Below are 20,265 nucleotides of genomic sequence, written 5' to 3' on the forward strand. Positions count from 1 at the left end.
AAAATGTGTTGTAGCCCGGCCAAGCGAAGCGCCGCCGGGGATGCCCCGGAATCAAAGCAACGAGCCAGAAAAAAGGCGCCATCGGCGCCTTTTTTCTTAGAACAACTCGTGGGTTTCCCCGTTATCAATTATCTCAGTCCCCACCTCGTGAACCGCCTGCTGCGTAGGCTGTGTCCCGTCGATGAAGTACTCCTGACGGCTGCTGCCACCGTTGGCTAACTGCCCGGTGCTGCGGTCGATATTGACCGTCACCACGCCTGGCGGCGGCGTTAGCGGCTGCTCAGGCACGCCTGCCAGAACCTGTTTCATAAAGGCATCCCACGCCGGTTGCGCGCTCTTCGCGCCGCCTTCGTAGCCGGAGATTTGATCCTTAATGGCGCCGGACGCCGTAGTGCGTCCTAGATCGCGACGGTGATCGTCAAAGCCAATCCACACTGAGGTCACCACGCCAGGGCCGTAGCCAGAGAACCAGGCATCTTTCGAACTGTTGGTGGTCCCGGTTTTACCGCCGATATCATGACGACCCAGATCGCGACCAGCGCGCCAGCCGGTACCCTGCCAGCCCGGTTCGCCATAGATGTTGGTGTTCAGCGCGCTTTTAATCAGGAACGTCAGCGGCGTGTTAATCACATGCGGTGCGTACTCCTGAGCACCGGTCTGAGCGACCAACTGCTGGTTAGCCTGTTCAAGCGCTGGCATCGGTACGGTAGAGTTCTGCGGCATCTGAGAAACGGCAACGTCTTCCACGTCGTTGTTTTCCAGCACGTTAGATTTCTGCGTATCGCCATAGATAACCGGGATATTGCAATCAGGACAGGCGATTTTCGGCTTCGCTTCAAACAGTACGCCGCCCTGATCGTTTTCAATCTTGCTGATGTAGTACGGGTCAACCAGGAAGCCGCCGTTGGCCATCACCGCATAGCCGCGAGCGACCTGCAGCGGGGTGAACGATGCTGAACCCAGCGCCAACGATTCGGTATGCACGATGTTTTCTGCCGGGAAGCCGAAGCGCTGCAGGTATTCCGCGGCGTAGTCCACGCCCATCGCACGCATTGCACGCACCATCACCACGTTTTTCGACTGCCCAAGACCCTGACGCAGGCGGATTGGGCCAGCATACTCCGCCGGGGAGTTTTTCGGCTGCCAGTCAGAACCCGCGCCAGCATCCCAACGGGAGATAGGCACGTCGTTGAGTATACTGGCGAGCGTTAAGCCCTTATCCATTGCGGCGGTGTACAGGAACGGTTTGATGTTAGAGCCAACCTGACGCAGCGCCTGAGTGGCGCGGTTAAACTTGCTCTGGTTGAAATCAAACCCGCCCACCAGCGCAATAATGGCACCGTTTTGTGGGTTGATGGAGACCAGCGCGGAGTTGACGTCCGGCACCTGTGCCAGCCACCAGCTATCGCCGTTCTGACGAATCCAGATCTGCTGCCCCGCCGCGACGACATCGGTCACCTTACGTGGCGTTGGCCCTTGTGCCGTGTCCGAACGGTACGGTCGCGCCCAGCGCATACCTTCCATGCCTAATGACACCGAAGTGCCATCGGCCAGTTCGACGGTTGCTTCCTGCGGATTCGCTGCGGTGACAACGGCTGGCACTAACGGGCCATAGGATGGCAGCGGACGCAATGAAGCACGAATCTTCTTGCTATCCCACGCGGCTTCACCAGCTTTCCACAGCACGTTGGACGGGCCACGGTAGCCGTGGCGCATGTCGTAATCCATCACGTTATTGCGCAGTGCCTGTTGAGCCGCCTGCTGATTCTTGCGGGTAATGGTGGTGTACACGCGATAGCCGTCTTCATAGGCCTGTTCGCCGTACTGTTTCACCATATCCTGACGCACCATTTCCGTTAAGTACGGCGCAGAGAAGGCAATCTCTGGGGCATGGTAGTTGGCATCAATCGCTTCGTTGCGCGCCTGATCGTACTGTGCCTGGGTGATATAGCCTTCACTCAGCATACGCGACAGCACCACGTTGCGACGGGCGGTGGCGCGATCTAACGAGTAGAGCGGGTTGAAGGTTGACGGTGCTTTTGGCAGACCGGCAATCACCGCCATTTCGCTTAGGCTTAGCTGGTCAACGGGCTTACCGAAATAGACCTGTGCGGCCGCGCCGACGCCATAGGCGCGATAGCCGAGGTAAATCTTGTTCAGATACAGCTCAAGGATCTCGTCCTTACTCAGCAGTTGCTCAATGCGAATGGCAAGGAACGCTTCCTTTACTTTACGCATCAGCGTCTTTTCAGGGCTGAGGAAGAAGTTACGTGCGAGCTGTTGGGTAATGGTACTTGCCCCCTGCGAGGCGTGGCCGGAGAACATGGCCACGCTTGCCGCACGGAAAATACCAATCGGGTCAATCCCGTGGTGCTCGTAGAAACGGCTGTCCTCGGTCGCAATAAACGCTTTCACCATTTCTGGTGGGATCTGGTTGAGGGTCATTGGAATACGGCGTTTTTCACCGTACTGCGCAATAAGCTCACCGTCCGCGCTATAAACCTGCATTGGCACCTGCAGGCGCACGTCTTTGAGCGTCGCCACGTCGGGCAACTGGGGCTCAATATATTTGTAGAGGCCGTAGATCGAGCCTGCTCCCAGCAGAATGCAACAGACTGCAAGGATGAATAAATACTTTACGAACTTCACCGGAGATTTCCCATTAAGTGTCATTTGGGCAGTTTATAAACAAACGCGCGGTAGTATAAAGGCAAGCCTGATGCATTGATATAGTCGTCACTGTGATGGTGACGTAAGGATAATCGTGAAATGGCTTTCAGATGCTGGCAAATGGGTCTTCATATTCAGCAGGATAACGTCTTTATCGTCGCCCTTCAGCGAACGCGTAGCGGCTGGGGTCTTCGCCGCTGGTGGCAGCTACCGCTACCGTCGTCAGCGCAGCATGATGATGCGGCGTTGCTGGCGGTGCTCAAGCCGTGGCGGCGGGAACTCCCCTGGCAACATGAGGTCCGCGTTGCCTTTCCCGCCCATAGAACGTTACAAAAAAACCTTCCTCTGGCGTCAATGACGCTACGTGACGCTGAACAAACGCAGTGGATTGCTAGCGCGATGTCGCAGCAGCTTGAAATGAACGCCGAGTCGCTCTGCTTTGACTATCATCTGGCGGAATCCGCTGCGCGCTGGAATGTGACCGCCGCTCAGCAAGGCGATGTCGCGCGTTTGCACCACCTGGCAACGGCGTTACGTCTACAGGTGACGAGCATTACGCCGGATGCCTGTGCGCTACAGGTGTTGGTAGCACAGTCAGAGGTGCAGGATGCGGTTTTGGTTTGGCCTGACCATCAACAGTGGCTATGGGCAAGCCGGGAAGGCTGGGGGCACTGTACATTTCACGATGCTCCGTCGCTTACGCAACTGGCTGATTGGCTAGGCATCAACCCGCAGCGCCTGGTGCGCTGCTCATCTCTCGCCGCTGAAGCACGGTGTTTTGACCCCTGGAGCGCGGTCGTGCAGAAACATCCTCCGCTACCTGCTAACGGCGATGATTTTGCCGTGGCGCTTGCGCTAGCCATGGGGGCCTCGAGATGAAGGCATCTCCGGTGAACTTCCTCCCCTGGCGTCGGATGCGCTTTCAGAGGCAGATACGCTGCTGGGGCCTGCTGGTCGGCGGGGTCTGGCTGGTATCCTGTGCGGTAACATTAATCATGCGCGAAGGCTGGTCTTCTGCTGGGGCGATAAGCGACGCTCATGCGTCTGCTGAGCAGCAGATAGCCCGGCAGCTGGCGCGAAAAGAGCCGCTTTTGCAGATGGAAATGCAACGGCAATCGGTGCTCAGAAAGCGTCAGCTTTCCCGGCTAGCGACCGAGGCCTGGGCATTGCGGCTACAGACGCTAGCAGAGCATCTTCCCGCCTCGGCCTGGCTAAAGGAGTTCAGCTATCGTGACGGTACGCTGTCGCTCTCGGGGGTTTTAACGCAGTTTTCTGCGCTGGGCGAGGTGGAAAAGATGCTCCGCGCCTTTCCCGGGTTCCGCCTGAAGCCGGTAGAAAAAATTGAGCGGGATAGCACCGGGCGCTGGCTATTCCAGTATTCCTTGCGTGAGGAGGCTGACCATGCCGCTCCTTGAGCGCATCGGGCGGTTATCCCCGGTAATACAAGTGAGAGCGGGGGCTCTGCTGGCTATTCTGCTCGCCGTATATGGGGGATACCTGGCAGGACATCAGGCTTATCTTTATGCTGAGCAACGTCGTGGCGCGCAGTTGACTCAGCACCGACAATATCTGGCTATTTTACAGAGTGTTATGCGTACCAAAGCGGAGATGTTATCAACGCCGAGGCTGGATGAGAAAAACACGTTACCGTTCACCCCGGTTGATTTTCAACGCGCGGGCGCGCGCCTCACCGGGTGGCAACCTACGGATGCGGGCGGTGAAATGTCGCTGGAAACTCCCTGGCAATCCGTTCCCTCTACCTTCCCTCTGCTCGCCGAACGCGGTATGCAGGTCACGGCCTTTGTGCTGATGGCGCATAACGATGTGCTGCGTTTTACGTTACAGCTGGTGCGCGACGATGAATCCTGAACGCGCGTTTCTTTTATTACTCATCGTCCCGCTACTTTGCGGCATGCGAGATCCGTTTGCCCCAGCAATAGACACCTGCCAGACCGCGCAGCTTGCCAACTGGCACTACCGGGGCGGAACGCAATCGGCGCAGCGTTTGATTGCTGTGATGCAGAATAATGATGGCCGCTGGCAGCGGGTTGAAGCAGAGCAGATGCTCAGCGCAGGCTGGCGAATTAAAGCAATAACGTTAGATAGCCTGACCGTGGAGACGGGCGAGGGGTGTGAGCCTCTGCGTTGGCAATGGAAAAGAGAAGGAACGACGGATGATCAAAAGGATAAGCCTGTTCGTACTGACGCTGTTGCTGCCAGCGTTGAGCCCAGCGAAAAACATTACGCTGGTGGTGGACGACGTACCGGTCGTGCAGCTGCTTCAGAGCCTCGCTGACCTGGAGCAGAAAAATATGGTGATTTCCCCCGATGTTCAGGGAACGCTCTCTCTACAGCTACGTAACCTGCCGTGGCAGCAGGCACTGCAAACGGTCATCAACAGTATGGAACTGGTGCTAAGGCAGGAGAACGGCGTTTATTACGTCCACACACAGCGCTGGCGTGAGGAAAAACAGGCGCTGGTGCGGCAGGAAAATGAGAAACGTCAGTTGGCGCTACCGCTGATGAATCGCAGCCTGGTGCTGCACTATGCTGATGCCGGTGAGCTAGCAAAGGCGGGCGATAAATTGCTGAGCCCGCGAGGCGCACTCACCGTTGATAAGCGTACCAACCGCTTGATTGTCCGCGATGACCGTGAGCACCTTCCGGCTCTGGAAGCGTGGGTTAAGGAGATGGATATCCCTGTGGGGCAGGTCGAACTGGCGGCGCATATTGTGACCATCAACGAAACCAGCCTACGAGAATTAGGGGTGAAGTGGAATCTTGCTGATGCCGCAGGAGAGACGGGGGCAGGAAAAATCACCATCTTAAGCAGCGCGCTCGACGTCTCTGATGCGACGACGCGTGCCGGTTTCAATATCGGAAAAATCAATGGTCGCCTGCTTGAGCTTGAACTCTCGGCGCTGGAGCAAAAACAGAAGGTGGATATTATTGCGAGCCCGAGATTGCTGGCCTCGCACTTGCAGCCCGCCAGTATCAAACAAGGTAGCGAGATCCCCTACCAGGTCTCCAGCGGTGAAAGCGGGGCGACTTCGGTGGAGTTTAAAGAGGCCGTGCTTGGCATGGAAGTTACCCCTACCGTCCTGCAAAATAACCGCGTTCGCCTGAAGCTGCGCATCAGTGAAAATATGCCAGGACAGGTGCTGCAGCAGGCGGATGGCGAAGTGCTGGCGATTGACAAGCAGGAGATTGAAACCCAGGTTGAGGTCAAAAGCGGTGAAACGCTGGCGCTGGGCGGCATTTTTTCGCAGAAGAATAAGAACGCCCGCGATAGCGTCCCATTTCTTGGCGATATCCCCTTGTTAGGCCATCTTTTTCGTCATGATGGGAAGGACAATGAGCGACGCGAGCTGGTGGTGTTTATCACCCCGCGTATTATTTCTGCACAGTAGCGACGGGTAAACGTGCTGATTTGGTGAATAAGGTGTTTCCCAAGTTTGACGTGGGGCCGGATTTAGCATACAAGGAGTACCGATTTGAGCGTCAGTGAATAACGTTCCTTCCTCCTGAAGTCTGCTGATTTAATCTGTTGCCAAACCAGCCGGAGTATTGAGATAATTTTCAGTCTGACTCTCGCTCTATTGCATAAGAGGTTTCAGTTCATGTCCAGCGACGCGCGAACGACTGCGGCGCGGATTTATCATTAACGAATAGTCTTAGTAGTACCAAAAAAATGGCAGAGAAACGCAATATCTTTCTGGTTGGGCCTATGGGTGCCGGCAAAAGCACCATTGGGCGCCAGCTGGCTCAACAGCTCAATATGGAATTTTACGATTCTGATCAAGAGATTGAGAAACGAACAGGCGCTGACGTGGGCTGGGTCTTTGATGTCGAAGGCGAAGAAGGTTTCCGTGACCGCGAAGAAAAAATCATCAATGAGTTAACGGAAAAGCAGGGTATTGTTCTGGCAACAGGCGGTGGCTCTGTAAAATCACGTGAAACGCGCAATCGTCTCTCCGCTCGTGGCGTCGTCGTCTATCTGGAAACGACCATTGAAAAGCAGCTAGCACGTACTCAGCGTGATAAAAAGCGCCCGCTGCTGCAGGTCGAAACGCCTCCGCGTGAAGTGCTTGAAGCGCTGGCTGACGAACGTAACCCGCTGTACGAAGAGATTGCGGATGTCACCATCCGTACTGACGATCAGAGCGCAAAAGTTGTCGCTAACCAGATTATCCATATGCTGGAAAGCAACTAATACTGGCCCAGAATAGAACGCCAGCGAATAAAAGTAACTAAGGTGGACGTCGCGTTATGGAGAGGCTTACTGTAACTCTCGGGGAACGTAGTTACCCGATAACCATCGCGGCTGGTTTGTTTAACGATCCAGCTTCCTTCTTACCGCTCAAGTCTGGCGATCAGGTCATGCTGGTCACCAACGAAACGCTGGCACCGCTCTATCTGGACCAGGTCCGTTCTGTGCTGGAGCAGGCGGGCGTGAAGGTTGATAGCGTCATTCTGCCAGACGGCGAACAGTATAAAAGCCTGGCCGTCATGGACACCGTCTTTACTGCGCTTTTGCAAAAACCGCACGGTCGCGATACGACTCTCGTTGCTTTAGGCGGCGGCGTTATTGGCGACTTGACCGGTTTTGCAGCGGCGAGCTATCAGCGTGGCGTGCGTTTTATTCAGGTTCCAACCACCTTGTTGTCTCAGGTGGATTCTTCGGTTGGCGGCAAAACCGCGGTCAACCATCCTCTCGGTAAAAATATGATCGGCGCATTCTGGCAGCCAGCCTCCGTGGTGGTTGACCTGAATTGCCTGAAAACGTTGCCGAAACGCGAACTCTCCTCCGGTCTTGCTGAAGTGATCAAATACGGCATCATTCTTGATGCGCCGTTCTTTGACTGGCTGGAAGAAAACATCGATGCGCTGATGGCGCTCGATGAAAAAGCGATGGCGTACTGTATTCGCCGTTGTTGTGAGCTGAAAGCGGATGTTGTGGCAGCCGACGAGCGCGAAACCGGGTTACGTGCTTTACTCAATCTTGGGCATACGTTCGGCCATGCGATCGAAGCCGAGATGGGTTACGGCAACTGGCTGCACGGTGAAGCCGTTGCGGCCGGTATGGTGATGGCTGCGCACACATCAGAACGTCTGGGGCAGTTTGCTGTCGAAGACACGCAGCGTATTATCGCGCTGCTCAAGCGCGCAGGCCTGCCGGTTACTGGCCCGCAGGAAATGTCGGCAGAGGCGTATCTGCCGCACATGATGCGAGATAAAAAGGTTCTCGCTGGCGAAATGCGGTTAGTGTTGCCGCTGGCCATCGGGAAGAGTGAAGTACGCGGTGGCGTATCTCACGATGTGGTTCTTGGCGCTATTGCTGATACTCAGCGAGCGCAACTATAAGAAAGGTCAAGCCGCGTTCGCGCGGTGTTTTAACTTCAGGTGATATGCAATTGTCGTGGCATAAGCCTTTTAGTGGGGTGTTAAATGGATGAATTTAAACCAGAAGACGAGCTGAAACCCGATCCCAGCGATCGTCGTACTGGTCGCTCTCGTCAGTCTTCCGATCGTGACAACGAGCCGCAGATCAATTTTGATGATGTGGATCTCGATGCTGATGAGCGTCGTCCTTCCCGTAGTCGCAAAGCACGTGAAGAAGCTGAGCCGGAAGACGAATACTATGAATCTGATGAAGCCGAAGAAGGCGATGCAGAGGAAGTTGTAGAGCGCCGCCCGCGTAAACGTAAAGCCGCTGCACCGCGTAAGCCTGCTTCCCGTCAGTACATCATGATGGGTCTGGGGGTTGTGGTGTTGCTGGTTCTGATTGTGGGTATCGGTTCGGCACTGAAAGCGCCGTCCCCTGCTGACCAGAGCGCCTCTTCTGAGAAGAGCATCTCGCTTTCTGGTGATACCAATACCGATCAGGCTAACACGACTCAGCCAGCGCAGGAAAACAACCCGCAGCAGCAACAGGATGTCTCTCTGCCACCGATTTCCTCTACCCCAACTCAGGGTCAGGAAACGGCTGCACCGGATGGACAGCAGCGTGTTGAAGTTCAGGGCGACCTGAATAATGCGCTGACGCAGCAGCAGGGCCAGATCGACAACGCCGTTGTTAACTCCACGCTGCCAACCGAACCGGCAACCGTCGCGCCAATCCGCAACGGTGCTCGTCCGGCTGTTACTGCACCGGAAGCGCCTCGTCAGACGGCGACCACGCCGCGTCCAGAACGCAAACACACGGTTATCGAAACGAAGCCACAGCCAATGGCAACGGCGAAAACGACCGCGCCAGCGACGCAGACCAAACCTGCTGCTGAAGCGAAACCTGTCGTTACCGCGCCGAAGCACACCGAAACTGCAGCGACTGCAGCACCGGTGAAAGCACCAGTGGCCGCAACCGAAACCGCGAAACCGGCGGCGACTACGACTGCACCAGCGGCTACGGCTGCCACGGCAGCTACGGGCAAATCTGCGGGCGACGTAAACTCGCTGAAAACGGCCTCAGGCTCACACTACACGCTGCAGCTCAGCTCTTCATCTAACTACGACAACCTGAACGGTTGGGCGAAGAAAGAGAATCTGAAAAACTACGTGGTGTATCAAACCTCACGCAACGGTCAGCCGTGGTACGTGCTGGTTAGCGGCATCTACGCATCGAAAGATGATGCGAAGCGTGCTGTCAGCGCTCTGCCAGCTGATGTCCAGGCGAAAAACCCATGGGCGAAACCGCTGCATCAGGTACAGACTGACCTGAAATAATCGTTATTAAGATAACCCGAACCGCACCGTCGTGTGCGGTTCGGGGATAGAAGCGCAGGATGCTGTCGGAGCTTTCTCCACAGCCGGAGAAAGTGTAATTAGTCAGGCCGCATGAAAAAAAATCGCGCTTTTCTGAAATGGGCGGGAGGCAAGTACCCTCTGCTCGACGATATTCGAGATCATCTGCCTGCTGGCGATTGTCTGGTTGAACCCTTTGTTGGTGCTGGATCGGTATTCCTGAATACCGATTTTTCGCGTTATATTCTTGCTGACATTAACAGCGATCTCATCGAACTCTACAAAATAGTCAAAACCCGTTCCGATGAGTACATCGACCGGGCGCGCGCTATGTTTGTGCCTGAGAACAATGACGCTGACCGCTATTACCACCTGCGTGAAGAGTTCAACCGCAGTACCGATCTGTTCCAGCGCGCAGTGTTGTTTTTATACCTCAACCGCCACGGCTATAACGGCCTGTGTCGCTACAATTTGCGCGGCGAGTTTAACGTCCCATTTGGACGCTATAAGAAGCCTTATTTCCCGGAAGCGGAACTGCGTCACTTCGCTGAGAAAGCGCAGAATGCCGAGTTCTACTGCGAGTCGTATGAAACCTGCATGACGCGCGCGGATGCACGCTCTGTTGTGTATTGCGACCCGCCGTATGCACCGCTATCGGCAACGGCAAACTTCACGGCGTATCATACCAACAGCTTCAGCCTCGAACAGCAGGCGTTTCTGGCGAACAAAGCCGAAGAGCTGGTCGCGAAGCGAATTCCCGTGCTGATTTCAAACCACCGTACGCCGTTGACGCTCGAGTGGTACAAAAATGCGGCGGAAACGTATACCGTAAAGGTTCGACGCAGCATTAGCCGCAACGGCGGCACACGTAAAAAGGTGGACGAACTGCTGGCCCTATATCGCCCGCCTGGAAAAAAACAACGTTAAAAGACCCTAATGGATAGGCTCTGAGGAGATGCGGATGAAACAGTACCTGATTGCCCCTTCAATTTTGTCGGCCGATTTTGCCCGTTTAGGCGAAGATACTGCCCGCGCACTGGCTGCCGGGGCGGATGTGGTTCATTTCGATGTTATGGATAACCATTACGTACCGAACCTGACTATCGGCCCGATGGTGCTGAAATCGCTACGTAATTACGGCATCACCGCACCCATCGACGTTCACCTGATGGTGAAACCGGTAGACCGTCTGGTCCCTGATTTTGCCGCCGCAGGCGCCAGCATTATCACTTTCCACCCTGAAGCTTCCGAACACGTAGACCGCACGTTACAGCTGATTAAAGAGCACGGCTGTAAAGCGGGCCTGGTGTTCAACCCAGCAACGCCGCTGACCTACCTTGATTACGTGATGGATAAGCTCGACGTCATTCTGCTGATGTCGGTTAACCCAGGCTTCGGCGGCCAGTCCTTTATTCCTCATACTCTCGATAAACTGCGCGAAGTGCGTCGTCGCATCGATGAGTCCGGCTATGACATCCGCCTGGAAGTGGACGGTGGTGTGAAGGTAAACAACATTAGTGAAATCGCAGCGGCTGGCGCAGACATGTTTGTTGCCGGCTCGGCGATTTTTGACCAACCAGACTACAAAAAAGTCATTGATGAAATGCGCAGTGAACTGGCAAAGGTAAGTCATGGATAAATTGCAGACCATTCGCGGCGTCGCGTTTGACCTCGATGGCACGCTGGTAGACAGCGCGCCGGGGCTGACCGCTGCCGTTGATAGCGCGCTTTACGCGCTTGAGCTTCCCGTTGCAGGTGAAGACCGTGTCGTCACCTGGATTGGTAATGGCGCTGATGTTCTGATGGAACGCGCGCTCAACTGGGCTCGTCAGGAACGTGCGAGCCAGCGTGCCGCTCAGGGTAAACCGTCGGTGGATAGCCACGATATCCCTCAGGACGAGCAGCTTCGCGTGCTGCGCCGCCTGTTCGATCGCTACTACGCCGAATTCGCCGAAGAGGGCAGTTTCCTGTTCCCTCACGTGGCCGATACCCTGGCTGCGCTGCATGCTAACGGTCTGCCGCTGGCGCTGGTGACCAACAAGCCTACGCCGTTTGTGGCCCCGATTCTCGAATCTTTAGGTATCGCAAGCTACTTCACCGTGGTGATTGGCGGCGATGATGTGAAGAACAAGAAGCCGCATCCGGAACCGCTGCTGAAAGTCGCGGAGAAGCTGGCCCAGGCACCGGAAACGCTGCTGTTTGTTGGCGACTCCCGTAACGATATTCAGGCAGCTAAGGCGGCGGGCTTTGTCTCCGTCGGCCTGACCTACGGCTATAACTATGGCGAAGCCATCGCGCTCAGCGAGCCGGATGTTATCTTCGACCACTTTAATGAACTTTTGCCCGCTCTTGGGCTTCCGAATAGTGAAAATCAGGAATAATGATATGAACAAGCCCATCGTATTTAGCGGCGCACAGCCGTCAGGCGAACTGACTATTGGCAACTACATGGGTGCGTTGCGTCAGTGGGTCAACATGCAGGACGACTATCACTGCATCTACTGCATCGTGGACCAGCACGCGATTACCGTCCGCCAGGACCCGCAGGCGCTGCGTAAAGCGACGCTGGACACGTTAGCGCTGTATCTGGCCTGTGGCATCGACCCGGAAAAAAGCACCATCTTCGTACAGTCTCACGTGCCGGAGCACGCACAGCTGGGCTGGGCGCTGAACTGCTACACCTATTTCGGTGAACTGAGCCGTATGACGCAGTTCAAGGATAAATCTGCCCGCTACGCGGAAAACATCAACGCCGGTCTGTTTGACTATCCGGTACTGATGGCGGCGGATATCCTGTTGTATCAGACTAATCAGGTGCCGGTGGGTGAAGACCAGAAGCAGCATTTAGAGCTGAGCCGCGATATTGCCCAGCGTTTCAACGCCATCTACGGTGACGTGTTCAAAGTGCCTGAGCCGTTTATTCCGAAGTCCGGCGCGCGCGTGATGTCTCTGCTGGAGCCGACGAAAAAGATGTCTAAGTCGGACGATAACCGCAATAACGTAATTGGCCTGCTTGAAGACCCGAAATCGGTCGTGAAGAAGATCAAACGTGCGATGACCGACTCTGAAGAGCCACCTGTGATTCGTTACGATCTGAAAGAGAAAGCGGGCGTTTCTAACCTGCTGGATATTCTCTCCGGCGTGACCGGCCAGAGCATTCCTGAGCTGGAAAAACACTTCGAAGGCAAGATGTATGGCCACCTGAAAGGCGAAGTGGCAGAAGCCGTTTCCGGCATGCTGACCGAACTGCAGGAGCGTTATAACCGCTTCCGCAACGACGAAGCATTCCTGCAGAAAATCATGAAAGACGGTGCGGATAAAGCCAGCGCGCGTGCTTCTGAGACGCTGAAAGCGGTGTACGAGGCGATTGGCTTCGTGGCTAAGCCGTAAGTATCGGCACAGCTTTATTCGAGCTATAAGCGTGACATAAAAAACCGGGATAATCCCGGTTTTTTTATATCTGTGATGTGACCATCAGTGATTCGAGAACCAGTTCAGCTTGCCACGCAGCCCCACCACGCGGCCGACGATAATCAGCGCCGGGCTCGCCATTTGCTCTGCCAGTTCGCCAAGTTGCGACAGCTTTCCGTCTACCACGCGCTGGTTTATCGCGGTGCCGTTCTCGACAATGGCCACCGGCATATCAGCCTGCATACCGTGTTCAATCAGCTTTTGCTGGATAGTGGCGGCCTGATTTAGCCCCATATAAAACACCAGCGTCTGTTTCTCTGCCGCCAGGTTTTCCCAGTCCAGCTCGCCGCCGGTTTTCAGGTGCCCGGTGACCAGGCGAACGCTCTGGGCGTAATCCCGGTGGGTCAGTGGAATACCTGAGTAGGCAGAGCAGCCGGAGGCGGCGGTAATGCCCGGTACGACGGAGAAAGGAATGCCCGCGTTGCACAGGGTTTCCAGTTCTTCACCGCCGCGGCCAAAGATAAACGGGTCACCGCCTTTCAGGCGAACCACACGCTTGCCCTGCTGGGCTTCGCGCAGCAGAATCTGGTTAATCTCTTCCTGCGGTACGCAGTGGTAGCCTGCGCGCTTACCCACGAACACGCGGTCTGCGTCGCGGCGAACCAGATTCATAATGTCGTCGGAGACCAGGCGGTCGTAAACCACCACGTCAGCCTGTTGAATCTGCTGTAGGCCTTTCAGCGTCAGCAGACCGGCATCACCCGGACCGGCGCCAACCAGTACGACTTCGCCACGATGATCCAGCGGTGCGTTCAGCAGTTGTTCGGTGGTGTCATCAATGGCCTGTTGATCCTGATTGGCCAGCGATTGCGCCAGGCGGTCATTCTCAAACAGTTTTTCCCAGAAACGACGACGCTCGCCCATCGTGGCGAACTGTTTTTTCACCCGTGCGCGCAATTGTCCGGCATAGGCGGCAACTTGTCCAAGATGCTGCGGCAGCATCGCTTCCAGCTTCTCGCGCAGCAGGCGTGCCAGCACCGGGGAAGTGCCGCCGGAGGAGACGGCAACCATCAGCGGTGAGCGGTCGATAATCGACGGCATGATAAAGCTCGCCGCTTTGGGCGCGTCGACCACGTTGCAGAAAATACGTCGCGTTTCGGCGGCGTCGCTGACCTGCTGGTTCACTTCGTCATCATCGGTCGCGGCAATCGCCAGCCAGCATGGGTCGAGCAGCGCGGGTTGGAAATCCCCCTGCACCAGCGTCAACATGCCCGCTTCGGCCCAGACGTGGAACTGCGGAACGTAATCCCGTGCGTTTACCGTCAGACGAGCGCCCGCGTCCAGCAGCAAACGTGCTTTACGCTCGGCGACATCGCCGCCGCCGACCAGCAAACAGTCACGATCGCGCAGTTGGCAAAAGATAGGTAAGTGATCCAAGGGGCAACCTCACGGAATAGATAAATGCGGGGGATGAATAATGCAGGTAAGGATAACAGCAGTCATCGTATGGAATATACGAATTTTCCCGCTGTTACCCCTTTAAGGTCATAAGTTTTTGGTATTACTTATGCCCAAAACGATCAGGCTTTCAGCTGCACCTGGCCGTCTTTAACGCGAACTTCATAATGCGGGATGGAGTGGCTTTCGTCCTCCATGCACAGGCCGTCGCGCAGGCGGAAGCGCTGTTTTTTCAGCGGGCTTGCCACCCACAGTTCGCCCTGGTGTTCGGCAATCAGTCCGCGCGACAGCACGCTCGACTCAAAGAACGGGTCGATGTTGCTGATGGCGAAGACCTGGTTGTCGGCATACGGACGGAACACGGCGACCTGCTGGTTGCCCAGCAGCGCACAGACGCCTGTTGCTGGCAGAATAGCGTCAATCTTGCAGATATTTACCCACTGGCTCATGCGTTTTCCTCCACCAGAGTGACCGGAATACGTTCATACGGCGTAGCAGGGCGATGCTGGGCACGCTCGGCAACCACCTGGACGTTCGGGTCACGTTGTTCGCTGTTGATAAAGTGTTTGAAGCGTACCTGAGCGGCCGGGTCGTTTACGGTCTCGGTCCATTCGCAGGCAAACGCTTCGCGCAGGCGGGCGATCTCTTCTTCCAGATGCTGGTTCAGCCCCAGTTTGTCGTCGATGATAACGGAACGCAGGTAGTCGATACCGCCTTCCAGGTTATCCAGCCACGGCGCGGTACGCGTCAGCTTATCGGCGGTGCGGATGTAGAACATCATGAAGCGGTCGAGGTATTTCACCAGCGTATCGCGGTCAAGGTCAGCGGCCAGCAGGTCTGCGTGGCGCGGCTTCATCCCGCCGTTACCGCAAACGTACAGGTTCCAGCCTTTCTCGGTGGCAATGATACCCACGTCTTTGCCCTGAGCTTCCGCACATTCACGGGTACAGCCTGATACACCAAATTTCATCTTGTGCGGCGTACGAATGCCCTTGTAGCGGTTTTCCAGCTCAACGCCGAAGCCTACGCTGTCGCCCACGCCGTAACGGCACCAGGTGCTGCCTACGCAGGTTTTCGCCATACGCAGCGCTTTGGCATAGGCATGACCGGTTTCGAAGCCTGCTTCAATCAGCTGGCGCCAGATTTCCGGCAAGTCATCCTTTTGCGCACCGAACAGGCCGATACGCTGGGAGCCGGTGATTTTGGTATACAGATTGAATTCACGCGCGATACGGCCGACGGCAACCAGGCCTTCCGGGGTGATTTCACCGCCCGCAGAACGTGGGATTACCGAGTAGGTACCGTCTTTCTGGATGTTCGCCAGGAAGTTGTCGTTAGTATCCTGCAGCGGCGTGTGCTGTGGCTTCAGGATGTATTCATTCCAGCAGGAAGCCAGCAGGGAACCGACGGTTGGCTTACAGACTTCACAGCCGTAACCTTTGCCATATTTCGCCAGCAGCTCGTCAAAGGTTTTGATGCCTTCTACGCGAATCAGGTGATACAGCTCCTGACGAGTAAAGGCGAAGTGTTCACACAGGCTGTGGTTGACTTCGATACCCTGTTTCGCCAGCTCGGCGTTTAGCACCTGGGTCACCAGCGGAATACAGCCACCGCAGCCGGTACCGGCTTTGGTTTCGGCTTTCAGCGCGGCAACGGTGTGGCAGCCTTTGTTGATAGCGGCAATCAGGTCGCCTTTGGAGACGTCAAAGCAGGAGCAAATCTGCGCGCTGTCCGGCAGCTTATCGACGCCGATAGACGGTTTACCGCTGCTGGCGTGCGCTGGCAGAATCAGCGAATCCGGGTTTTCCGGCAGTTCGATAGCGTTCAACGCCAGCTGCAGCAGGTTGCCGTAGTCGCTGGTATCGCCGACCAGTACCGCGCCGAGCAGGGTTTTGTTGTCTTCGCTTACGATCAGACGTTTGTAGACTTCTTTGCTTTCGTCGAGGTAGACGTAGCTACGCGCGCCCGGCGTACGGCCGTGAGCATCGCCGATACCACCGACGTCTACGCCCAGCAGCTTCAGCTTGGCGCTCATATCCGCGCCCTGGAAGGCGTTTGGCGTACCGAGGATATGGTCAACGGCGACCTGCGCCATTTTATAACCCGGTGCGACCAGGCCATAGACGCGGTTTTTCCAGCTGGCGCATTCGCCGATAGCGTAGATATCCGGGTCAGAGGTCTGGCAGCTGTCGTTAATCAGGATACCGCCGCGCTGGCCGACTTCGAGGCCGCACTGGGTGGCCAGTTTGTCGCGTGGGCGAATGCCGGTAGAGAAGACGATGAAGTCGATTTCCAGCTGGCTACCGTCGGCAAAACGCATAGTTTTGCGGGCGTTTTCGCCTTCCTGAACAATCTCTTTGGTGTTTTTGCTGGTGTGAACTTTCACACCCATGCTTTCAATTTTACGCTTGAGCTGTTCGCCGCCCATCTGATCGAGCTGTTCAGCCATCAGCATTGGGGCGAATTCAATCACGTGGGTTTCCACGCCAAGGTTTTTCAGTGCGCCGGCTGCTTCGAGGCCAAGCAGGCCGCCGCCGACCACCGCACCGCGTTTGCTACGGCGGGCACAGGCTTCAATGGCGTTCAGATCTTCAATCGTACGGTAAACGAAGCAGTCCTGAGTTTCAGACCCTTTGATTGGCGGGATCCATGGGTAGGAGCCGGTTGCCATAATCAGTTTGTCGTAAAACACGGTACGGCCCGCGCTGGAGTGGATCACCTTCTCTTTACGGTTGATGGTGATGGCGCGTTCGCCGACCAGTACCTTCACGCCGTGCTTCTCGTAGAAGCCTTCGCGCACCAGCGACAGCTCTTCTGCCGTGTGATGGGAGAAGTAGGAGGAGAGGTGGACGCGGTCGTAGGCGATGCGGGGTTCTTCACAGAAGACGGTGATATCGAACTGGCTTGCGTCGGACTTATCGAGAAGATCCTCGATAAAGCGGTGGCCGACCATGCCGTTACCGATAATTGCGAGTCTGACTTTGCTCATTTTTGCCTCGATTTCTATTCTAATACTGCCTACCTTAACGATTCAGCTATTGGGATTATTGATACAAATCAATTTAGCCTTTACCTACCCCTTAATGAGTAGAGTTATGATTTTTAAGTAGTTTTGTAAGTTGCGGAAAATACTCAACTTTATGCAGTGTTTGTTTTTTGAGCGAAAAGAGTGAAAAATCGGCGGGGAGAGGGGAGCGTGAGGATGCGTAATGTTGGTTGGCGCTGGGAGGGTTCCGTTCACTTCACGTCATGTTCAACAGAACGTGCAGTGAACGGAATTTCTTGCCGGACTGACTATTAGTGGGAAGCGCTCGCCGCATGCTGGCGATGGCGGCTCACAAAGCCCAGAACAAGACACATCACGAACACCACAGCGTACAGACCATTTGCAGTGGTCAGCGCCGCCAGAGGGCCGCTGTGGGCAACGATAGGCCCGGTGACCACGAAGGTCAGCATGGTGCCGATGGTGCCGCAGGTCAGAACAAAGTTAACCAGTTTTGGTGAGGCAATTTTGGTCTGCAATGAACCCAGCGTAATGATGGAGGTATAGATAGCGCTGGAGAAGAAGCCCAGAGTCAGGATGAACCAGGCCAGATGCTGCGGCTCGCCGTGGTTGAACAGGTACATCATCACGGTCGCAATACCGGCCAGAACGGTCAGAATACGTTGCAGATCGAAGAAGCGCAGAATGAAGCTGAAGGCCCACATACCGAACATATAAGACATCCAGAAATCGCTGACCAACTGGCCTGCGTCGTTCAGGCTCATGCCCAGACCTTTGGCGTATTCCGGTACCCAGGAGATAAAGCCCAGCTGGCCCAGGATGTAACACAACGCCGCGATGGACAGGAACAGCACGCCGATGCCCCACTTCTCTTTCACTACCGGCTGGTCGCTGGTTTGCGCTTTTTTACCCAGAACCGGGAATTCACAGCCCAGGGTCAGCACGAAGATAGCAACATAGATGAGGCCGATGCAGGCATAAACCCAGTACCACTCAATAGTACGCGCCAGCAGCCAGGCTGCGAGCATTGGGAAGATCATCCCGGCCATGCTGAAGAAGGAGTCGGTGAACAGCAGACGCGCGCCGCGCTGACGACCTTCATACATATGGGTGATCAGGAAGGTACCAATGGACATGGTGATCCCGCTGACCAGGCCAAGCACGAACATCGCCGCAGAGAACAGCGCCAGGCTATGGCTGGTCATCAGCCCGATCACCGCCAGCACCATCAAAATAAAGCCGAAGCGCAGCTGGGTTTTCAGCGGCACAATTTCCATCAGCCAGGCATTGAGGAAAATAGAGATCAGGATCCCTGCGTTCAGGAAGGTAAAAGTGTTACTCATGCTGGAAACGGGCAGATTAAAGTAATCGGCGATATTTCCCATCACCATCCCGGTGACGATTACCAACGCACCGGTAAGGGCGTAGGAGAAGAAGCTGATCCATGTGAGCTTGGTACGATTGCTGTTAGTCATGACTGGCCTGTGAATAGTTGTGTAAAGCGCGTTGACTCTGCGCTGAGCGAGCAGATTTTAGTCATTGACGTGATGCATTCATAGTTTTATTACGCAAAACTTTCTTTATTACATTTTTCAATGTGATCATGATCACATAATTAAATTTATACATTCTTACCCTGATCATTATTAACCGTTTCAGTCACGTAAACTTAAGTAAAGCACTGGCCTGAGGGGCTATCCCTCTTTAGAATCAAGCCACTTGCTTTCTCTACTGCACCGTTAAAGGAATTCTCATGCTCAAATCCACTCTGGCGGCCATGGCGGCTGTGTTTGCACTCTCTGCGGTTGCGCCTGCGGCGTTAGCGGCGAAAAACGATCCGCACGTGCTGCTGACCACTTCTGCTGGCAACATCGAGTTGCAGCTGGATAGCCAGAAGGCGCCGGTCTCCGTTGAAAACTTCCTGAACTACGTTAATAGTGGCTTTTATAACAACACCACGTTCCACCGTGTGATCCCAGGCTTTATGGTTCAGGGCGGCGGCTTTAACGAACAGATGCAGCAGAAGCAGCCGAATCCACCTATCAAAAATGAAGCCGATAACGGCCTGCGCAATACCCGTGGCACTATCGCCATGGCGCGTACCGCTGACAAAGACAGCGCAACCAGCCAGTTCTTTATCAACGTTGCGGACAACGCTTTCCTGGATCACGGCCAGCGTGACTTTGGCTACGCGGTGTTTGGTAAGGTTGTGAAGGGGATGGACGTGGCAGACAAAATTGCTCAGGTGCCGACCCACAACGTCGGGCCATACCAGAATGTTCCTTCCAAACCGATTGTGATCCTGTCGGCGAAAGTCCTGCCGTAATCAGTACGGGGCGGCATCTGCATGAGGCTGCCGCCCCGTCACTAAAGTTGGTAGAATGGCGGCAGATTGAATGACCGGAGCCGCCATGATCCTGCTGATTGATAACTACGATTCCTTTACCTGGAACCTCTACCAGTATTTCTGTGAGCTGGGTGCCAGCGTGACGGTCAAACGTAATGATGACATCACCCTTGATGACATCGACGCGCTCTCCCCAGAAAAAATCGTCATTTCCCCAGGTCCCTGCACGCCGGATGAAGCCGGTATTTCTCTTGATGTTATCCGTCGCTATGCCGGTCAAACGCCGCTGCTTGGTGTCTGCTTGGGCCATCAGGCCATTGCTCAGGCATTCGGCGCGCGTATTGTTCGTGCCGAAAAAGTGATGCACGGCAAAACCTCTCCGATTACCCATCAGCAGCAGGGCGTATTCCGCGGCCTGAATAACCCGCTCACCGTGACGCGCTACCATTCGCTGCTGATCGATCCCGCAACGTTGCCCGACTGCTTTGAGGTGACGGCCCGCAGTGAAACGGGTGAAATTATGGGTATCCGCCACCGCGAATGGGATTTGGAAGGCGTACAGTTCCACCCGGAAAGCATTCTCAGCGAGCAGGGCCACGCGCTACTGGCAAACTTCCTCACGCGATAGTAGTTG

General features: G+C 55.4%; 19 protein-coding genes. 14 read left to right on the top strand and 5 right to left on the bottom strand.

Translation table 11 applies throughout. From position 1 onward, the window contains the following. Nucleotides 1-96 precede the first annotated feature (96 nt). A complete protein-coding gene (mrcA, locus tag MY052_RS01725; protein ID WP_248538122.1) occupies nucleotides 97-2,649 on the bottom strand; it encodes a peptidoglycan glycosyltransferase/peptidoglycan DD-transpeptidase MrcA in 2,553 nt (850 codons plus the stop codon). A 120-nt stretch (nucleotides 2,650-2,769) separates the two neighbouring features. Between mrcA and MY052_RS01730 the strand changes: the two genes are divergently transcribed. From MY052_RS01730 to trpS, 12 genes are all read left to right on the top strand, one after another. Next, nucleotides 2,770-3,549 carry a pilus assembly protein gene (locus tag MY052_RS01730; protein WP_248538123.1) on the top strand — a complete coding sequence of 260 codons (780 nt, stop codon included), beginning with the start codon at nucleotides 2,770-2,772 and terminating at the stop codon, nucleotides 3,547-3,549. Continuing rightward, nucleotides 3,546-4,085, top strand: a complete 540-nt coding sequence (locus MY052_RS01735; protein ID WP_248538124.1) for a PilN domain-containing protein — start codon at nucleotides 3,546-3,548, stop codon at nucleotides 4,083-4,085. Before MY052_RS01730 ends, MY052_RS01735 begins: the two co-directional genes overlap by 4 nt. Then, complete coding sequence (locus MY052_RS01740) at nucleotides 4,072-4,539, top strand: HofO family protein (protein ID WP_248538125.1); 468 nt, start codon at nucleotides 4,072-4,074, stop codon at nucleotides 4,537-4,539. The genes MY052_RS01735 and MY052_RS01740 overlap by 14 nt, the downstream gene beginning before the upstream one ends. Continuing rightward, on the top strand, nucleotides 4,529-4,966 hold the full coding sequence (locus MY052_RS01745) for a HofP DNA utilization family protein (RefSeq protein WP_248538126.1): 438 nt from the start codon (nucleotides 4,529-4,531) through the stop codon (nucleotides 4,964-4,966). The genes MY052_RS01740 and MY052_RS01745 overlap by 11 nt, the downstream gene beginning before the upstream one ends. Next, complete coding sequence (gene hofQ, locus MY052_RS01750; protein ID WP_248538984.1) at nucleotides 4,848-6,080, top strand: DNA uptake porin HofQ; 1,233 nt, start codon at nucleotides 4,848-4,850, stop codon at nucleotides 6,078-6,080. The genes MY052_RS01745 and hofQ overlap by 119 nt, the downstream gene beginning before the upstream one ends. Nucleotides 6,081-6,361: 281 nt before the next feature. Continuing rightward, nucleotides 6,362-6,883: a shikimate kinase AroK gene (gene aroK, locus MY052_RS01755; protein WP_035892101.1), complete on the top strand. Its 522-nt coding sequence runs from the start codon at nucleotides 6,362-6,364 to the stop codon at nucleotides 6,881-6,883. Nucleotides 6,884-6,939: 56 nt separating this feature from the next. Next, nucleotides 6,940-8,034, top strand: coding sequence for a 3-dehydroquinate synthase (gene aroB, locus MY052_RS01760; RefSeq protein ID WP_123650858.1), 1,095 nt, complete (start codon nucleotides 6,940-6,942; stop codon nucleotides 8,032-8,034). An 84-nt stretch (nucleotides 8,035-8,118) separates the two neighbouring features. Further along, on the top strand, nucleotides 8,119-9,393 hold the full coding sequence (gene damX / locus MY052_RS01765) for a cell division protein DamX (protein ID WP_248538127.1): 1,275 nt from the start codon (nucleotides 8,119-8,121) through the stop codon (nucleotides 9,391-9,393). A 111-nt stretch (nucleotides 9,394-9,504) separates the two neighbouring features. Further along, the gene (gene dam / locus MY052_RS01770) at nucleotides 9,505-10,338 is read left to right on the top strand and encodes an adenine-specific DNA-methyltransferase (protein WP_035892098.1); all 834 of its coding nucleotides are present in this window, start codon (nucleotides 9,505-9,507) and stop codon (nucleotides 10,336-10,338) included. 34 nt (nucleotides 10,339-10,372) lie between these two features. Beyond that, the gene (gene rpe / locus MY052_RS01775; protein WP_035892097.1) at nucleotides 10,373-11,050 is read left to right on the top strand and encodes a ribulose-phosphate 3-epimerase; all 678 of its coding nucleotides are present in this window, start codon (nucleotides 10,373-10,375) and stop codon (nucleotides 11,048-11,050) included. After that, on the top strand, nucleotides 11,043-11,792 hold the full coding sequence (gph, locus tag MY052_RS01780) for a phosphoglycolate phosphatase (protein WP_202217069.1): 750 nt from the start codon (nucleotides 11,043-11,045) through the stop codon (nucleotides 11,790-11,792). Before rpe ends, gph begins: the two co-directional genes overlap by 8 nt. A gap of 4 nt (nucleotides 11,793-11,796) precedes the next feature. Next, on the top strand, nucleotides 11,797-12,801 hold the full coding sequence (gene trpS, locus MY052_RS01785; protein WP_123650855.1) for a tryptophan--tRNA ligase: 1,005 nt from the start codon (nucleotides 11,797-11,799) through the stop codon (nucleotides 12,799-12,801). An 84-nt stretch (nucleotides 12,802-12,885) separates the two neighbouring features. Here trpS and cysG read toward each other — a convergent pair whose 3' ends face one another. The 4 genes from cysG to tsgA all read right to left on the bottom strand — a co-directional run bounded on the left by cysG (nucleotide 12,886) and on the right by tsgA (nucleotide 18,759). Beyond that, a complete protein-coding gene (gene cysG, locus MY052_RS01790; RefSeq protein WP_123650854.1) occupies nucleotides 12,886-14,259 on the bottom strand; it encodes a siroheme synthase CysG in 1,374 nt (457 codons plus the stop codon). Between the two features lie 143 nt (nucleotides 14,260-14,402). Then, nucleotides 14,403-14,729, bottom strand: a complete 327-nt coding sequence (nirD, locus tag MY052_RS01795) for a nitrite reductase small subunit NirD (RefSeq protein ID WP_035894394.1) — start codon at nucleotides 14,727-14,729, stop codon at nucleotides 14,403-14,405. After that, the gene (gene nirB, locus MY052_RS01800; protein ID WP_123650852.1) at nucleotides 14,726-17,269 is read right to left on the bottom strand and encodes a nitrite reductase large subunit NirB; all 2,544 of its coding nucleotides are present in this window, start codon (nucleotides 17,267-17,269) and stop codon (nucleotides 14,726-14,728) included. The genes nirD and nirB overlap by 4 nt, the downstream gene beginning before the upstream one ends. Before the next feature lie 308 nt (nucleotides 17,270-17,577). Further along, complete coding sequence (gene tsgA, locus MY052_RS01805; RefSeq protein ID WP_035894392.1) at nucleotides 17,578-18,759, bottom strand: MFS transporter TsgA; 1,182 nt, start codon at nucleotides 18,757-18,759, stop codon at nucleotides 17,578-17,580. Between the two features lie 278 nt (nucleotides 18,760-19,037). On the opposite strand from tsgA, the gene ppiA reads away from it, so the two are divergent. Then, nucleotides 19,038-19,610 (top strand): peptidylprolyl isomerase A, encoded by a 573-nt coding sequence (gene ppiA, locus MY052_RS01810; RefSeq protein WP_035894391.1) that lies wholly within the window; start codon nucleotides 19,038-19,040, stop codon nucleotides 19,608-19,610. An 85-nt stretch (nucleotides 19,611-19,695) separates the two neighbouring features. Then, nucleotides 19,696-20,259: an aminodeoxychorismate synthase component 2 gene (gene pabA / locus MY052_RS01815; RefSeq protein WP_248538985.1), complete on the top strand. Its 564-nt coding sequence runs from the start codon at nucleotides 19,696-19,698 to the stop codon at nucleotides 20,257-20,259. Nucleotides 20,260-20,265 lie beyond the last annotated feature (6 nt).

Source organism: Kluyvera ascorbata (genome assembly GCF_023195735.1).
Classification (GTDB): Bacteria; Pseudomonadota; Gammaproteobacteria; order Enterobacterales; family Enterobacteriaceae; genus Kluyvera; species Kluyvera ascorbata.

Bases quoted from the DNA above. Each gene is read 5' to 3' on its own strand.
- aroB (WP_123650858.1), top strand. From the start codon at position 6,940: ATGGAGAGGCTTACTGTAACTCTCGGGGAACGTAGTTACCCGATAACC.
- MY052_RS01735 (WP_248538124.1), top strand. From the start codon at position 3,546: ATGAAGGCATCTCCGGTGAACTTCCTCCCCTGGCGTCGGATGCGCTTT.
- nirB (WP_123650852.1), bottom strand. From the start codon at position 17,269: ATGAGCAAAGTCAGACTCGCAATTATCGGTAACGGCATGGTCGGCCAC.
- nirD (WP_035894394.1), bottom strand. From the start codon at position 14,729: ATGAGCCAGTGGGTAAATATCTGCAAGATTGACGCTATTCTGCCAGCA.
- damX (WP_248538127.1), top strand. From the start codon at position 8,119: ATGGATGAATTTAAACCAGAAGACGAGCTGAAACCCGATCCCAGCGAT.
- gph (WP_202217069.1), top strand. From the start codon at position 11,043: ATGGATAAATTGCAGACCATTCGCGGCGTCGCGTTTGACCTCGATGGC.
- pabA (WP_248538985.1), top strand. From the start codon at position 19,696: ATGATCCTGCTGATTGATAACTACGATTCCTTTACCTGGAACCTCTAC.
- tsgA (WP_035894392.1), bottom strand. From the start codon at position 18,759: ATGACTAACAGCAATCGTACCAAGCTCACATGGATCAGCTTCTTCTCC.
- dam (WP_035892098.1), top strand. From the start codon at position 9,505: ATGAAAAAAAATCGCGCTTTTCTGAAATGGGCGGGAGGCAAGTACCCT.
- ppiA (WP_035894391.1), top strand. From the start codon at position 19,038: ATGCTCAAATCCACTCTGGCGGCCATGGCGGCTGTGTTTGCACTCTCT.
- MY052_RS01745 (WP_248538126.1), top strand. From the start codon at position 4,529: ATGAATCCTGAACGCGCGTTTCTTTTATTACTCATCGTCCCGCTACTT.
- MY052_RS01740 (WP_248538125.1), top strand. From the start codon at position 4,072: ATGCCGCTCCTTGAGCGCATCGGGCGGTTATCCCCGGTAATACAAGTG.
- rpe (WP_035892097.1), top strand. From the start codon at position 10,373: ATGAAACAGTACCTGATTGCCCCTTCAATTTTGTCGGCCGATTTTGCC.
- aroK (WP_035892101.1), top strand. From the start codon at position 6,362: ATGGCAGAGAAACGCAATATCTTTCTGGTTGGGCCTATGGGTGCCGGC.
- MY052_RS01730 (WP_248538123.1), top strand. From the start codon at position 2,770: ATGGCTTTCAGATGCTGGCAAATGGGTCTTCATATTCAGCAGGATAAC.
- trpS (WP_123650855.1), top strand. From the start codon at position 11,797: ATGAACAAGCCCATCGTATTTAGCGGCGCACAGCCGTCAGGCGAACTG.